The organism is Luteibacter sp. NPDC104163 (assembly GCF_055584245.1).
Window position 1 is genome coordinate 257,512 of the sequence record NZ_JBVJMK010000001.1, and the last position, 15,801, is coordinate 273,312.

Consider the following 15,801-nt stretch of genomic DNA (forward strand, 5'->3'; position numbering starts at 1 on the left):
TCCCACAGAGGCTTGTGGGAGCGCGCTTGCGCGCGATAAGCCAACGAAGCGGTGACGCGAAACCCCTACCGCCCGCCCACTCGCCGGGCATCCGTGACGTTGGGCAGCGCCGAGAGCCTGCCCAGCAGCAAGGACAACTGCTCGTAGTCGCGCACGCGCAGGGTGAAGCGCATATCGACCTCGCTGGTCCGCGTGTTCACCCGGCTCGACGAGGCCACGATGTGCGGGCCGATGTTGTTGATGGTCGTGGCGACATCCTTCTGCAGGCCCTTGCGGTCGTACCCGCGCAGTTCGATGTCGACCTCGTAGTTCTGCACCTCCACCCTGCCCCAGCTCACCTCGATCACGCGATCGGGATCCTTGCGGGCGAGCCGGGCCAGCGACGCGCAATCGGTGCGGTGCACCGACACCCCGCGTCCCCGGGTGATGAAGCCGCGCACGGGATCGCCCGGCAGCGGCTGGCAGCAGCGGGCGAGCGTCGTCAGCAGGTTGCCAATGCCCTCGATCGAGAGGGCGCCGCGGTCGTGCTGGGCACCACGCGCGGCCACCGGTGCCGACGACTGGGTGAAATCCACCTCGGCCGGTTCCTGCAGGTGCCGCGCGATCTGGCCGAGGGATACCTCGCCCAGCGCCACGGTCACGAACAGGTCCTCGACGCCCTTCAGGCGGAAATGCGCCGCCAGCGCAGCAAGATCCACATCGTCCACGGCAAGCCGCCGTAGTTCTTTTTCGAGCGTGGCCTTGCCGGCGATGATGTTGGCTTCGTGCGCCTCGCGCCGGAACCACGCGCGCACCTTCTCCCTGGCACGCGATGTCGCCAGGTAGCCGTGGTGCACCGAGAGCCAGTCACGGCTGGGTTCGGAAATCTTGGTCGTGAGGATCTCGACACGGTCGCCGCTACGCGGCTGCGTCGTCAGCGGGACGATGCGGCCGTTGAGCTTGGCGCCCCGGCAGCGGTGCCCCACCTCGGTGTGGATGTGGTACGCGAAATCGAGCACCGTGGCGCCGCGTGGCATGTCGATCACTTCGCCCTTGGGCGAAAGCACGTACACGCGGTCTTCCATCAGTTCGGTTTCGAACCCGGCGGCCAGTTCGGCATCGTCTTCGCCACGCGGTTCGAGCAGCTTGCGCATCCACGCGATCTTGGCCTCGAACTCGGCATCCGCCCCGCCACCTTCCTTGTAGCGCCAGTGCGCGGCCACGCCCAGTTCGTTGGCGCGGTGCATTTCATGCGTCCGGATCTGCACCTCGAGCGTCTTGCCTTCGGGTCCGATCACCGCGGTATGCAAGGAACGGTAGCCATTGCCCTTGGGCCGGGCCACGTAATCGTCGAATTCACCGGGAAGGTGCGGCCACAGGCTGTGCACCAGGCCCAGCGCCGCATAGCAGTCGGCCACCGAATTCACCAGGATCCGCACCGCGCGGATGTCGTACAGGTCGGAGAACTCGAGGCCTTTCTTCTTCATCTTTTTCCAGATGGAGAAGATGTGCTTCGGCCGCCCAGCCAGGTCCGCGCGGATGCCCGCATGGCCAAGCACCTCACGCAGCTGTGCGAGGCTTTCCGCGATGAAGCTCTCGCGGTCCGCACGGCGCTCGTCGAGCAGGCGCGCGATGCGACGGTAGGTTTCCGGTTCGAGGTAGCGGAACGCCAGGTCCTCGAGCTCCCACTTCAGCTGCCAGATACCGAGCCGGTTCGCTAGCGGCGCATGGATATCCGAGGTGAGCTGGGCCAGTTCGCGGCGCTCCGCATCCGGCAGCGACATCGCGGTGCGCATGGCGGCGAGCTGCCGCGCGAGCAGGACGAACACGACGCGCAGGTCGCGGATGATCGCCAGCAGCAGGCGGCGGAGGCCCTCCGAGCCGGTGGCGGGGCCGCGTTCCGCGTGCAGCGTCCAGACCTTCTCCGCTTCGCCCTGTCCATCCACGAGGCGCCTGAGCGACGCCGGCCATGACGCCGCGGCGGCGTCCGCGGCGCCGGGCAACCCGCGCATCAGCGAGAACCACATCGCCGAGGCGCAGGTTTCGTCGTCGCACCCCAGTTGGCGCAGCAGCTCGATGATCGTATCCGCTTCGGCACGCGCGGCCGCCGGCAGCACTACGCATGCCTCGCGTGCCTGGTCGGTCAGCGGCGAACGCACGGCCGCATCGGTCGCGTTTTCCCTACCCGGGTTGGCCTGCGAACTCTTCATGCGGTATGTGCCTGTGCGGCTTCCAGGGCCCGGGCGAGGCGCTTGGCCGAGACAGGCTCGGCCGTTTTCAGTTCCTGCGCGAAAAGGGACACGCGCCACTCCTCGACCAGCCAGCGCAGCTCGGCCCAGTCCACCGCATCCAGCGCGGTACCGTTGGCGTTCAACAGCGCCCGCCAGTACGGCAGCACCTGCAGCATACGCGCCTGGTCGCGCTGTGGATCCTGGCGCAGGCGCTCGCCACGCAGGCGCATCGCCTTCAGGTAGCGCGGAATATGGGCCAGGCGTCCGACCGGCAGTTCACGCAGGAAGCCCGGCAGGAGCAGCGCCGCCAGCTGCTCGCGCAGGTCGTCGTAGCTCGCCTTGGCAAAGCCCATCAGCGGCGGCTCCATCCACGGCTTGAGTTCGGCCTGCGCCTCGATGATCGGTTCGGCAAGCTTCTGCCGGGCCATCGCCGCGCCGAACAGGCCGCGCGCAAACTCCCCCTTGAGGTGCTCGAAATCGGCGAGCGTGCGTACGTTGAGCTTCGCATCGGCCAGCATGTCGGCGAAACCGCCCTCGACCAGGTCATCGCGAAGCGCGTCCACGCTGCCCAGTGGCGCGTACTTCAGCGAAAGCGGGTTACTGATCGGCAGCTGCCGGCGGGCGCGCTTGAACTCAGGCGCCAGCGCACCGCGTAACAGGCGCTCGACGCCTGCCACGTGCGCCTCGGCAGCCTCGTCGGCACGCTCGAAGACGCGCAGCGCGACCGCCTCGCCCAGGTCCACGAGCGCGGGATAGGCCTTGAGCCCCGCTTCGGAGCGCACCTCCGTGGGGATCGCATCGAAATCCCAGGTGAGGATGTCCTCGCGGGTGAGTTCGATGTCGGTCTTGCGCGAGAACGCTTCCCGCGCCTTGCCTTCCCATTGCGCGCGGATGGCGGCCAGGTCGCGGCCTTCGGCCACCGTGCGGCCGTTCTCGTCATGCACGCGGTAACGCATGAGCAGGTGCGCCGGCACCTCGGCCTCGGCGAACGCGGCCGCATCCACGTCGACGCCCGTGGTGCGCTTGAGGAACGCGGCGAGCGCCTTCGCGAGTGGCTCATCGCGTGGCGCCTCTGCTTCCGTGAACGCACGTGCGAAGTCGGGAGCCGGAACGAAATTCCGGCGTAGCGCCTTCGGCAAGCCGCGGATCAGTTCGGCGACCTTGTCGGCCAGCAGGCCACCCACCAGCCATTCGCCCCGCGCCGCAGGCACGGCGTTGAGGAAGGCGAGCGGAACGTTGATGGTGACACCATCCGCCGGATCGCCCGGCACGAAGCGGTACTCGAGCCGGTAACGGTGCTGGCCGATGTCCATGGAAGCGGGGAACGCCTTGGGATCGAGCCCGGCCCCCGCATCCATCACGTCGGCCAGTGTCCAGCGCAGGGCTGCCTGCTCGCCCGGCGATGCCTTGCGGAACCAGGCATCCAGCGCGCGCGTGTCGGCGATCGATTCGGGCAACTTGCCGTCGAAGAACGCGGCGAGGTCTTCATCGGAACGCAGCAGGCCGGCTCGGCGCTGCTTCGCCTCGATATCGTGGGCCTGCTCGAGCACGCGCTGGTTCGCACGGACGAAGTCCGCGCGGCTGTCGAGGTCGGCACGGACCAGTGCCTCGCGCACGAAGATCTCGTGGGCGAGGCGCGGATCCTGCTTCTGGAACGTCACGGGGCGGCGCTCGACGAGCACCAGCCCGAACAGCGTCACCTGTTCGTAGGCGACCACGGTGCCCCGCTTGCGCGACCAGTGCGCATCGCGCGCGGTGGCGCGCACCAGGTGGCTGGCCTGCTGCTCGACCCATGCCGGGTCGATACGCGCATTCATCATGGCCCATACGCGGCCGCCGATATCGATGATCTGCGCGGCGAAGATCCACGCCGGCGGCGCCTTGGCGAGCGCCGAGCCCGGGAACACCTGGAAGCGGCGCTCACGGGTGCCGCGGAACACGCCCTTCTCATCCTTGTGGCCCACCTGCGTGGGCAGGCCGGCGAGCAGGCTGCGGTGGATCGATTCGAACAATGCATCGCCAGTCGGTGGCGCAGCCGTCTCCGGTTGCTCTTCCGTGGGAGCGCGCTTGCGCGCGAGCGCGCGCGAGCGTGCTCCCACAGGCGCGGACTCGGCGACGGCCGAATCCCAGCTCATCTCCCGCGTCACCAGCGCGAGCTGGCGGTGCAGCTCGCGCCACTCGCGCATGCGCATGAATGACAGGAAGTGCCTTGAGCACCAGTCACGGAGCTTCGAGGAGGTGAGCTCCTCCGCGGCGGTGAGGTACGCCTTCCACAGGTTGAGGACGCCGACGAAGTCGGATTTCGGATCGGCGAACTGGGCGTGCGCGGCATCCGCCTGGCCGCGCGCCTCGGGTGGCCGTTCCCGCGGGTCCTGGATGGAAAGGAACGCGACGATGGTCATCAGGTCGGCCAGGCTGCCGAGGCGGCGTGCCTCGACCAGCATGCGCGCCAGCTGCACGTCGATCGGCAGGCGCGCGACGGTCCGGCCGATGGCCGTGAGCTTGCGGGCATCGTCGATCGCATCGATCTCCGCGAGGCGACGGTAACCGTCGGCGACGACGCGCGGGTCCGGTGCTTCCAGGAACGGGAAGTCCTCGACCTCGCCCAGGTCCAGCGCCAGCATGCGCAGGATGACGTTGGCGAGCGACGAACGGAGCAGCTCGGGGTCGGTGAATTCCGGGCGCAGGATGAAATCCTGCTCTTCATACAGGCGATAGCAGATGCCGGGACCTACGCGGCCGCAACGGCCCTTGCGCTGGTTGGCGGCGGCCTGCGAGATCGGTTCGATGTGCAGCCGCTCCAGCTGGCCGCGCTGGCTGTAGCGCTTTACGCGCGCCGTGCCGGGATCCACCACGTAACGGATGCGCGGTACGGTGAGCGAGGTTTCGGCGACGTTGGTGGCCAGCACGATGCGGCGCTTCGGCCCGGGCCGGAACACGCGATCCTGCTCATTGGCCGAGAGGCGCGCATACAGCGCCAGCACCTCGGTCTCGCGATACTGGCGGCGCGACAGCAACAGGTGTGCGTCGCGGATCTCACGCTCGCCCGGCAGGAACACCAGCACGTCGCCGCGCGGGTCCTCGCGGGTGATCTCGTCCATGACATCGGCGATCTGCTGGGAAAGATTGCCCTCGCCCTTCTCGCCGGGCGGGCGGTAGCGCACCTCCACCGGGAAGGTGCGGCCTTCCACGGCGATGACGGGCGCATTGCCGAAATGCTCCGCGAAACGCGCGGTATCGATCGTGGCCGAAGTGACGATGACCTTCAGGTCAGGCCGGCGCTGGCACAGCCGCTTCAGGTAGCCGAGCAGGAAATCGATGTTGAGGCTGCGCTCGTGGGCCTCGTCGATGATGATCGTGTCGTAGGCGGACAACCATGGATCACCCTGCGTTTCGGCCAGGAGGATGCCATCGGTCATGAACTTGACCAGGGCCTGGTCGGAGACCTTTTCCGTAAAGCGGACCTGGAAACCGACCTTGTCGCCCAGCGGGGTCGAGAGCTCCTCGGCCACGCGGGCGGCCACCGAGCGCGCGGCCAGCCGGCGTGGCTGGGTGCAGCCGATCAGGCCGGCCTCGCCACGCCCGGCGGCCAGGCACAGCTTCGGCAGCTGGGTGGTCTTGCCGGAGCCGGTCTCGCCGGCGATGACCACGACCTGGTTCTCGCGGATGAGCTTGATGATGTCGTCGGCGCGCGCGGCGATCGGCAGTGATTCATCGACCGCGATGACGGGTTTGCTGGCGGCCCGGGCCGCACGGCGGGCCATCGACGCGGCGATCTCCTGGCCGAGCTGCTCGATGCGGCCGGCCTCCGGCTTGCGCTGCAGGCCCCGCCAGCGCCCGAGCAGGCGCCCGTAGTCGCGGCTGGCCACGCGCGGTAGCGCATCGCGCAGCTCTTTCATGCGCGGGTCGGTGGGCGGGTGTCGGGTAGGGGTCTGCGGGGTACTCATGGGGACGCTAATGATAGCGTGTGCCTATCAATAGGATCAGAACCTTTCATTTCACGGCCACGGGGGTGGCCGGTACCATGGTCCCATTCCACTGCTAAACCAAGGAGAGTCGAGAGATGGCCATTGATATCGGCATTGCCAAGAAGGACCGCGAAGCGGTCGCCAAGCACCTTTCCAAGCTACTGGCCGACACGTATTCGCTTTACCTGAAGACCCACAGTTTCCATTGGAATATCACCGGTCCCCAGTTCAACAGCCTGCACAACATGTTCGAGGTCCAGTACAACGAGCTGTGGACGGCGGCCGATGAAATCGCCGAGCGCATCCGCATCCTCGACGTGTTCGCCCCCGGCTCCTATAGCCAGTTCGGCAAGCTGACCTCGATCAAGGAAGAGTCGGGCGTGCCCGAGTGGAAGGACATGGTGGCCCAGCTGGTCGAAGGCCACGAAATCGCCGCGGCGACCTCCCGTGAGGTGATCAAGGCGGCCGACGAGGCCGGCGACGAGGGCAGCGCCGACATGGTCACCGGCCGCCTGAAGGAACACGAGAAGACCGCCTGGATGCTCCGTAGCCTCCTCAAATAAGCCTTATCCACCCCTTGTGGGGGCGCGCTTGCGCGCGATAAAGGCCCGGCCCGAAAGCCGGGCTTTTTTATCGCTTAACCCCATTTTCACTGAGGCAACCCTGACCGGCCATTCAGCCCGGCGTTGAGCCATTCCCCACCGTTCGTTAAGCTCCCCCGGTTACCTCATTGAAGCCACTCGGGGGCCGATCGGTCCGGGGAATGTTTTGAGCGCTGCCACCACGACCGACCGAAGCCACCCCATCCTCGTCGCGGTGATCCTCGCGATCGTCGTTGCCGGCCTGAATTATGGCCTGTGGCTCGTGGCCAACCTCCCCAATGGCCCGTCCGACTGGAACGCGCCGGTGCCCGGTTTCGCGTTCACCGCGTACCAGCGTTACCAGAACCCGATGAAGGGCGACGCGTCGACCGATCCCGAGATCGACAGTGACCTGCGGCTGATCAAGCGCTACTCGCCGCGCATTCGCACCTACTCGATGCTCGAGAACCCGCAGGTCGCCCGCCTTGCCGACAAGGAAGGCCTGGACCTGATGGCTGGCGCCCTGATCGATACCCGGCTGGAAAACAACGAGCGCGAGATCGATGCGCTGGTCGCCCAGGCCCGTCGTTATCCGAAGACGATCACCCGGGTCATCGTCGGCAACGAGGTCCTGTTCCGCGGCGACCTGAAGCCCGAGCAAGTCATGGGCTACCTCGACCGCGTCCGTGCGGCGGTGAAGCAGCCGGTGTCGGTCGCTGAGCCGTTCCATATCTGGCTGCAGAACCCCGAGCTCGCCAACCACGTCGATTTCATCACCGTCCACCTGTTCCCCTACTGGAACGGTATCGCCGCCCGCGATGGCGTCGTCGACGCGATCGAGAGCTACAAGGCCCTGGTGCAGCGGTTCCCCGGCAAGCACGTCGTCATCGGCGAGATCGGCTGGCCGTCCAACGGCGACCGCTTCAAGCGCGCCTATCCCAGCGTGTCGAACGAAGCGATCTTCCTGCGCTCGTTCTTCAACATGGCCAGGGCCAACAAGATCGATGACTACTACGTGCTGGAAGCGATCGACCAGCCGTGGAAGGAAAACCTGGGCGAAGGCCGCACCGGCGCGTACTGGGGCATGTTCAACGCCGACCGCCAGCTCAAGTTCCCGTTCACGGGCCCGGTCACCGAGGACGTGAAGTGGCCCTGGAAGGCGATCGCGGCTTCCGCACTCGCCTTCATCCCGATGCTGTGGTTCGGCATCGCGTTCCGCCGCTTCAAGCTCGCCGGCCTGCTGTTCATGATGGGCCTGATCCAGCTGGCCTGCGGCCTGATCGTGTGGTCGGCCACCCTGCCGTTCAATTTCTACCTTGGCCCGTTCGACTGGGCCATGCTCATCCTGCTGTTCCCGGCGCAGGTCGCGATCCTCGGCATCCTGCTGATCAACGGCTTCGAATTCACCGAAGTGCTGTGGCGGCGGAAGTGGATCCGCCACGCCGGCATGCTGCCGCCCGATCCGGTCGAACGGCAGCCGTTCGTCTCCATCCACCTGGCCTGCCACAACGAGCCGCCGGAGATGGTGCAGATCACGCTGGATTCGCTGGCGGCGCTCGACTACGAGAACTTCGAAGTCCTGGTGCTGGACAACAACACCAAGGACCCAGCGGTATGGAAGCCGGTCGAGGAGTACTGCCAGCAGCTCGGCCCGAAGTTCCGCTTCTTCCATCTCGAGCCGTGGCCGGGCTATAAGGCGGGCGCGCTGAATTTCGGCCTGACCGCCACCGACGAGCGCGCCGACGTGGTCGCGGTGATCGATGCCGACTACGTGGTGCGCGAGGACTGGCTCGCCACGCTGACCGGCTATTTCCACGACCCGAAGGTGGCCGTGGTGCAGTGCCCGCAGGCGCATCGCGATTTCGAGAAGAACCGCTTCCGCCGCATGACGGCCTGGGAGTACGACGGCTTCTTCCGCATCGGCATGCACCATCGCAACGAGCGCAACGCGATCATCCAGCACGGCACCATGACCATGGTGCGCCGCTCGGCGCTGGAAGGCACCGGCGGCTGGTCCGAGTGGACGATCTGCGAGGACGCCGAGCTCGGCCTGCGCCTGATGCACGCGGGGTATGAGCTCGTCTATGTCGATGAACTCATGGGCAAGGGCCTGACCCCTGCCGACTTCAAGGCCTACAAGAGCCAGCGCTACCGCTGGGCGTTCGGCGCCATGCAGATCCTGAAAGGTCGCTGGCACTGGATGACCGGCAAGGGTCCGCTGTCCGCCGGCCAGCGCTTCCACTTCCTCACCGGCTGGTTCAGCTGGTTCGCCGATGCGCTGCACTACATCTTCACCATGATGGGCCTGTTCTGGACCGCGGGCATGATCGCCGCGCCGGATTACTTCAACCTGCCCATGCAGCTCTTCATGATCCCGGTCATCGGGTTCTTCTTCGCCAAGGCCATCTTCGGCGTGGTGCTCTACCGTGCGCGCGTCCCGTGCAGCTGGTACGACACCCTCATGGCCTCGGTGGCCAGCATGGGCCTTTCGCATGCCATCGCGCGCGGCATCCTGCACGGGCTGACCCGCGAGAAGACCGCGTTCGTGGTGACGGCCAAGAGCCGTCGCATGGGTGGCAGCAGCTTCGCGGCATTCAGCCCGGTGCGTGAGGAAGTCCTCATGGCACTCGCCCTGCTTCTCGCGATCATCGGCATGGCGATGCATTACGGCACGCAGTACGTCGAGAGCACGCTGTGGATGTTCATCCTGGGTGCGCAATCCATCCCGTACGTATCGGCGATGGCTGGCGCGTGGATCGCCCACCAATCGGGCGATGAAGCAGGCTAAGGCAGCAGGCGCGCCCCGATTTTTCTTGTGGGCGCGCGCTTGCGCGCGATGGGTTTACGCGAAGGCCTTCACGCCATTCAGCTTTGTCTTCCTGTATCTATCGACCCGGGCGCATCCGCGCTGTAAGTTAGACCCTTACTCAGGGGCGCCCGGATGCGCCCGCCCCGGGCGGCCATGCCGCCTGCATGGCCTTGGATCACGACCGGAAGGACGCACATGCGCCTAACCAGACGCCATGGACTGCTGCTTCTGCCGTGGTTCCTCTTCCCCGCTGCCGCGCAAGCGGGCGTCGTCCTGAACGTGGATGGCGTGGACGAAAACCTGAAGAACGCCGTCGTCGCGGGCGTCGAGCTCAGCCAGTACGCTGCGCGCGATGTCACCGATGCGCAGATCCGCCGCCTCTATGCGAACGCGCCCGACCAGGTGCAGGCGGCGTTGCGCCCGTATGGTTATTACGAGGCGACGGCCACGGGCGATCTCAAGCAGGTCGGCAACAACTGGCAGGTCACCCTGCACGTGGTCCCCGGTACTCCAGTGAAGGTCACGGCGGTTAACGTCGCCATCGACGATACGGCAGCGAAGGTCCCGGCGATCCGCCGTGCCCTGCGCGGCGTCGATAACCTGAAAGACAAGCCCATGAACGACGGGCAGTACGATGCGGCACGCGACGCGGTCAGCGGCGCGCTCACTGCCACGGGCTTCCTTGATGCGAAGCTCGTCACGCATCGCGTCGAGGTGAACCGCGCCGAGCACAGCGCGAAGGTGGACCTGAAGTGGGAGACCGGCGAGCGCTACCGCTACGGCCATGTGAACTTCAAGAACTCGCAGTTCCGTGATGGCTTCCTCAACCGCTACCTTCCGTTCAAGAGCGGCGACTATTTCTCGCAGGACCAGATGCTCCAGCTGCAGCAGGCCCTGAACGGCGCGGACTATTTCGCCGTGGTCAACGTGATCCCCGACACCGATAACGCGAAGGACGGCACGGTCGACGTCAACGTCGAGCTGGCCCCGGCCAAGCGCACGATCTACACCGGCGGCCCGTTCTTCGGTACCGACACCGGGCCTGGCCTGCGCGGCGGCATCGAGAAACGCTGGATCAATGACCGCGGCCATAAGTGGAAGAACGAACTGGTCGTGGCGCAGCGGCTGAAGACGCTTTCCACGCTGTACCAGATCCCCATGCCGGGCCCCAACCAGCGCAGCTTCAACTTCGGCGCAAACTATCGCGATGCGAACACGGTCACCTCGAAGTCGCGCACGCTGCAACTGGTCGCCAACGAAACGCGGCTGTGGCACGGCTGGACCCGTACGATCGGCATGAATGCCCTCACCGGCACGTTCACCGTGGGCAAGCGCGGTGGCGAAGGCGACAACGCGCTGGGCCTGGAACACGGCACGAGCACCCTGCTCTATCCGGAGATTTCGCTCAGCCGCAAGAAGGGCGATAACCCGACGTTCGTGCGCAGCGGCTGGTCGCTGACCCTTACCGCGCGCAGCACGGTCGGCACGCTGCTCTCCGATGCGAGCTTCTCCACGATCATGGGCGATGCGAAGTGGATCCAGTCGTTCTGGGGCCGCAACCGCCTGATCCTGCGCGGCACCGCCGGCAAGACCTGGACCAACGATTTCAGCGCCCTGCCCCCGCAGCTGCGCTTCTTCGCCGGTGGCGACCGTAGCGTGCGCGGCTATGACTTCGAGAGCATCGGCCCGCGCAACGCATATGGACGGGTCATCGGCGGCGAAAGCCTGCTGGTCGGCAGCACTGAGGTCGAACACTACTTCACGCGCAACTGGGGCATGGCCGCCTTCGTCGATGCGGGCAATGCCTTCACCGGCACCGACTACCGGCCGCGCGTCGGCACCGGCCTCGGCGTACGCTGGCTATCGCCGGTCGGCATGATCCGCCTGGATGTCGCCGTGCCGGTGCATGACAAGAACGAACATGGCATCCACCTGCATGTCGTGATCGGGCCGGACCTGTGAGGAGCGCGGGCATGAAATGGTTGATCCGCGCCGGCATCGCCCTGGGCATCCTTGTCCTCGTCGTCGCGCTGGGCCTCTGGTGGCTCGTGGGAACGGCGAGCGGGCTACGCTTCGCGCTGCGCCAGGCCGCTGGCTTCACCGATAACGCGCTGAGCGTGACGCAGGCCGAGGGCCGCCTCGCGGGTCCGCTCGACCTTTCGGGCGTGCGCTACAAGGATGGCAAGGGACTCGACGTGCGCGTGGCGAAAGCGCACGTGGATTTCTCCTTCAGCGCGCTGCTCGGCAAGACGGCGCATGTTTACACCTTGACGGTCGATGGCGTTGACGTCGCGCTGCCGCCGAGCCAGCCGGAAACGAACGAACCCAGCGAGCCTTTCTCGCTCGAACCGCCGCTGGATATCGTGCTCGACAACGTGAAGGTCGGGCACGTGAAGGTCACGCAAGCCGGGCAGCCGGTCTTCGAATCGAACTCACTGGATCTCGCGGCGTCGTGGACCGGCAAGGGCATCGCCGTAAGCCGGCTTGCCCTGCGCGCTCCGGATGGCCAGGCCGATCTCTCGGGCAACCTCGCCGTAGGCAAGGGTTACAAAGGCGACGGCAAGGCCGGGTTCCAGTGGAAGGTGGGCGATATCGACTACGCCGGCGACCTGGAAGCGCACAGCGATGGCACGAAAGCGCACACCATCATCAAGCTGCGCCTGCCGTTCGTCGCGCAGGTGGACGCCAACCTCGTGCAGAGCGGCGATTTCGCCTGGACCGCATCGATCGATGCGCCACGCTTCGACCCGAAGCCACTGCTGGGCGATGGCAGTCTTGATGCGTTGAGCCTGGCGCTGCGGGGTTCCGGCGACCGCTACAGCGCGAAGCTCACGGGCGACGTCGGCATCAACGACTACCAGGTGCGCCTGGCACCGATCGATGCCGCCTTCGATCACGAGTACAAGCGGCTCACGCTCAACGAACTCACGGTCGGATCGCCGCAGGTCAAGGGTTCGCTCACGGCGAAAGGCACCGTCGAGATCGCCGCCAACCCGCTCACCGCGGATCTTGCGCTGCAGTGGAAGGATGTCCTCGTACCCGAGGACGTTGCCGGACAGGTACTGGCGAGCTCCGGCAAGCTCACCTTCCAGGGTGGCACGGAGTCCTACCACGCACTGGGCGACGTCGACATCGGCCCGCCGGATCACCTCGGCAAGTTCACCCTGGATGTGAACGGCAAGCCGGACGTCATCGATATCCACACGCTGGAACTGAAACAGCCGAACGGCGATCTCGCTGCCAGTGGCAGCGTCACGCTCAAGCCCGGCATCGCCTGGAAGCTCGACCTCAAGGGCGATCGCTTCGATCCGGGCCAGCTCCTCGCCGAGTGGGCCGGCGCACTGAACCTCGATCTCTCCACCGAAGGCCGGCTGGTCAACGATGAGCCGCTCGGCACGCTGGAGCTGCGCAAGCTCGACGGCACGCTGCGCCAGCGCCCCCTGCGCGGCAACGGCAAGCTTGAGTTGAAACCGCACCAGGTCGTCAATGGCAAGCTCGACCTGGCTTCCGGCGGCAGCACTATTTCGCTCGACGCGAAGGGTGATACCGCGAACGATGCGCAGCTGAAACTGGCCATCGCGTCACTCGGCGACTGGTTGCCGGATGCCGGTGGCCGCGTGCAGGGCACGATCAATGCGAAGGGCAACGTGCCGAAACTCGCAGTGAAGGCCGATCTGCGCGGCAGCGCCATCGTCTACGCGGGACAGAAGGTCGACACGCTCACCGTGAACGCCGATATCCCCGATATCAGTGCGCCGGGTGGCAAGCTCGATGTCGTCGCTACCGGTGCCAACACGGGTGGCCTCGTGTTCGATCGTATCGCCGTAAATGCCGACGGGACGCAGGATCGCCACCAGCTATCGATCGATGCGCGCGGCAAGCCGCTGACGACCGACCTGAAGCTGTCAGGTTCTTACAAGGACAACGCCTGGAACGGCACGCTCTCCGCGCTCAACATCACCTTCCAGGGCCTGCCGCAGTTCCGCCTGCAGAACGCCAGCCAGCTCGCCTTCAAGGATGGCGCCATGAGCATGAGCGACCTGTGCCTTACCGCGGGCGATCCGTTGCTGTGCGTCGCGGCGAAACAGGACAAGGGTGGCAACCTCGACGCCAGCTACCGTTTGCGCCACGTCCCGCTCGCACTCATCATGACCGCGGCCGAAGCCGGCAACACGCCGATGCGCGCGGAAGGCATGCTCGAAGGTGACGGCAGCATCCGCCGCACCGCGGCGGGCGCTTTGTCGGGCCAGGCGAACATCACCTCCGCGCACGGTTCCATCGTTTACCCGGACCGTAGCGAGCAGCCCCTGCTCGTCTACGACAACCTCGCGCTCAACGCCCAGCTCGCACCCGACAGCCAGCGCGCGACCCTCAATGCCACGCTCAACGATGGCGGCACGCTCGCCGGCAATGTATCGGTCACCGGTGCGCAGCAGGCGCTGGGCGGAAACGTTGCACTGCACCTGAAGAACCTTTCCGTCATCGAGCTGTTCACCACGGAAATCGATGCTGTAAAGGGCGGTCTCGATGCCAACTTCAACCTCGGCGGCACGATAGCCGCGCCGGCCGTTACCGGGCAGGCGCTGCTGGCCGGGTTCGGCGCCGAAGTGCCGAGCGCGGGCCTGAAACTGCACGACGGCCGGATCAGCGTAAGCACGACTGACGCGACCAATTACGCCGTCGATGGCACGATCCGCTCCGGCGATGGCACGCTGGGCATCAAGGGTACGGCCGCGCTGGGCGCGGGCGCGCAGATGCGGCTTGGCATCGAAGGCTCGAAGTTCACCGCCGTCGATATTCCCGCGGCCAAGGCCATCGTCTCCCCTGACCTCACGATCGTGCAGGATGCCAAGGGCATGAACGTGACGGGCAAGGTCGGCATCGACATGGCCGACGTGAACGTCGAACGCCTGCCTGGCGCGGGCGCGACCAAGGCATCGTCCGATGTCGTGGTCGTCGACGACAAGGCCCAGGAGGCGGCGGCGGAAGCCTCGCCGATCAGCGCCGACATCAGCGTCAATCTCGGCCAGAAGCTGCACCTGGTCGGCTTCGGCATCGATGGCCGGATTACCGGCGTGATCGATGTACGCGAGCGCCCGGGCCGCGCGACGACGGGCCAGGGCCAGGTGACAGTCGATGGTACGTACAAGGCTTACGGACAGGACCTGAAAATCGAACAGGGCCAGCTGTTGTTCGCGAGTACACCGATCGATAATCCGGGCCTCAACATCCGCGCTGCGCGCACGTTGAATCCGAACGCAACCATCGATGACGGGCAGAAGGTTGGCCTGTATGTGTCCGGCACGGCGCGCCGCCCGATCCTTACCGTGTTCTCCAACCCGGTGATGGAACAGTCCGACGCCCTCTCCTACCTGGTCACCGGCAAGCCGCTCTCGCAGGTGAAGGGTGGCGAAGGGAACATGGTGGGCGCGGCCGCGCAGGCGCTGGGTTCGGCGGCTGGCGATTTGCTCGCCAAGAGCGTGGGCTCGCGCATCGGCGTCGACGACATCGGCGTGAGCAATAACGATGCGCTTGGCGGCACGTCCGCCTTCACCGTCGGCAAATACCTCTCGCCGCGCCTCTACCTGAGCTACGGCGTAGGCCTGTTCGATCCGGGCCAGGTGATCACGCTGCGCTACCTCTTCAGCCACCGCTGGAACTTCGAAGCGCAGAACGCGACGGATTTCAGCCGGGCGAGTTTGAATTACCGGTTGGAGCGTTAGCGCGCCGAATGTAGGCGGTGAAGCAGCTCGGCTTCCGTGAGGGAAATGCCGCAGGTCTCGGCGATGTCCTGCGGTGTGGCGCCTTGTCGGGCCAGGCGCTGGGCGAGTGCGAGCGCGCGATCGCTGGCGGTGCCCGGTTCTGCGGCGACTGACACTGTCGGGTTACGACGGACCTGGTCTTCGATGTCGCCCAGGCGGCTTTCCAGGCGGCGGAGCATGCCGGCCAACTGATCCTGCTGGACACCGGCAGCTACCGACGCAGGCGCGGCCTCCGGCTCTGCGGCCGCGGGCGTCGCTTCCGGCACGTGGTTCGGCGTCGGCGCGGGCACGTTGCCCAGCCGGCGGAACAGGAGCAGCAGGCCGATGAGGTTCAGGGCGGCCAGTGCGATCAGCACGTAGCCAATGACGGCAGCGTTCATGCGGGTGTGGGCTCCGGGTTAGCGGGGACACGGTAGCGCATTGGGTGGTGGCGCACTAGGGATCGCGCGCAAGCGCGCTCCTACGCGGGCG

General features: G+C 66.4%; 7 protein-coding genes. 4 read left to right on the plus strand and 3 right to left on the minus strand.

What is annotated here, in order from left to right:
* Positions 1-65: 65 nt before the first annotated feature.
* Entirely contained in the window at positions 66-2,189 is a 2,124-nt protein-coding gene (locus ACZ6YI_RS01105; RefSeq protein WP_465777063.1) for a RelA/SpoT family protein, read from the minus strand.
* Positions 2,186-6,157, minus strand: coding sequence for an ATP-dependent RNA helicase HrpA (hrpA, locus tag ACZ6YI_RS01110; RefSeq protein WP_465777064.1), 3,972 nt, complete (start codon positions 6,155-6,157; stop codon positions 2,186-2,188). The genes ACZ6YI_RS01105 and hrpA overlap by 4 nt, the downstream gene beginning before the upstream one ends.
* Before the next feature lie 116 nt (positions 6,158-6,273).
* Between hrpA and ACZ6YI_RS01115 the strand changes: the two genes are divergently transcribed.
* The 4 genes from ACZ6YI_RS01115 to ACZ6YI_RS01130 all read left to right on the plus strand — a co-directional run bounded on the left by ACZ6YI_RS01115 (position 6,274) and on the right by ACZ6YI_RS01130 (position 15,291).
* Positions 6,274-6,741: a Dps family protein gene (locus ACZ6YI_RS01115; RefSeq protein WP_247328329.1), complete on the plus strand. Its 468-nt coding sequence runs from the start codon at positions 6,274-6,276 to the stop codon at positions 6,739-6,741.
* A 205-nt stretch (positions 6,742-6,946) separates the two neighbouring features.
* Complete coding sequence (locus ACZ6YI_RS01120; protein WP_465777065.1) at positions 6,947-9,547, plus strand: glycosyltransferase; 2,601 nt, start codon at positions 6,947-6,949, stop codon at positions 9,545-9,547.
* 216 nt (positions 9,548-9,763) lie between these two features.
* Positions 9,764-11,530 carry an autotransporter assembly complex protein TamA gene (locus tag ACZ6YI_RS01125; protein WP_465777066.1) on the plus strand — a complete coding sequence of 589 codons (1,767 nt, stop codon included), beginning with the start codon at positions 9,764-9,766 and terminating at the stop codon, positions 11,528-11,530.
* 11 nt (positions 11,531-11,541) lie between these two features.
* On the plus strand, positions 11,542-15,291 hold the full coding sequence (locus ACZ6YI_RS01130; protein ID WP_465777067.1) for a translocation/assembly module TamB domain-containing protein: 3,750 nt from the start codon (positions 11,542-11,544) through the stop codon (positions 15,289-15,291).
* Here the strand turns inward: ACZ6YI_RS01130 and ACZ6YI_RS01135 are convergent.
* Entirely contained in the window at positions 15,288-15,710 is a 423-nt protein-coding gene (locus ACZ6YI_RS01135) for a DUF2802 domain-containing protein (RefSeq protein WP_465777068.1), read from the minus strand. The two genes, ACZ6YI_RS01130 and ACZ6YI_RS01135, sit on opposite strands and share 4 nt — an antisense overlap.
* Positions 15,711-15,801: the final 91 nt, after the last annotated feature.

Excerpts from the sequence above, each read along its gene's own strand:
- ACZ6YI_RS01135 (WP_465777068.1), bottom strand. The coding sequence starts at position 15,710 with ATGAACGCTGCCGTCATTGGCTACGTGCTGATCGCACTGGCCGCCCTG.
- ACZ6YI_RS01105 (WP_465777063.1), bottom strand. The coding sequence starts at position 2,189 with ATGAAGAGTTCGCAGGCCAACCCGGGTAGGGAAAACGCGACCGATGCG.
- ACZ6YI_RS01125 (WP_465777066.1), top strand. The coding sequence starts at position 9,764 with ATGCGCCTAACCAGACGCCATGGACTGCTGCTTCTGCCGTGGTTCCTC.
- ACZ6YI_RS01115 (WP_247328329.1), top strand. The coding sequence starts at position 6,274 with ATGGCCATTGATATCGGCATTGCCAAGAAGGACCGCGAAGCGGTCGCC.
- hrpA (WP_465777064.1), bottom strand. The coding sequence starts at position 6,157 with ATGAGTACCCCGCAGACCCCTACCCGACACCCGCCCACCGACCCGCGC.
- ACZ6YI_RS01130 (WP_465777067.1), top strand. The coding sequence starts at position 11,542 with ATGAAATGGTTGATCCGCGCCGGCATCGCCCTGGGCATCCTTGTCCTC.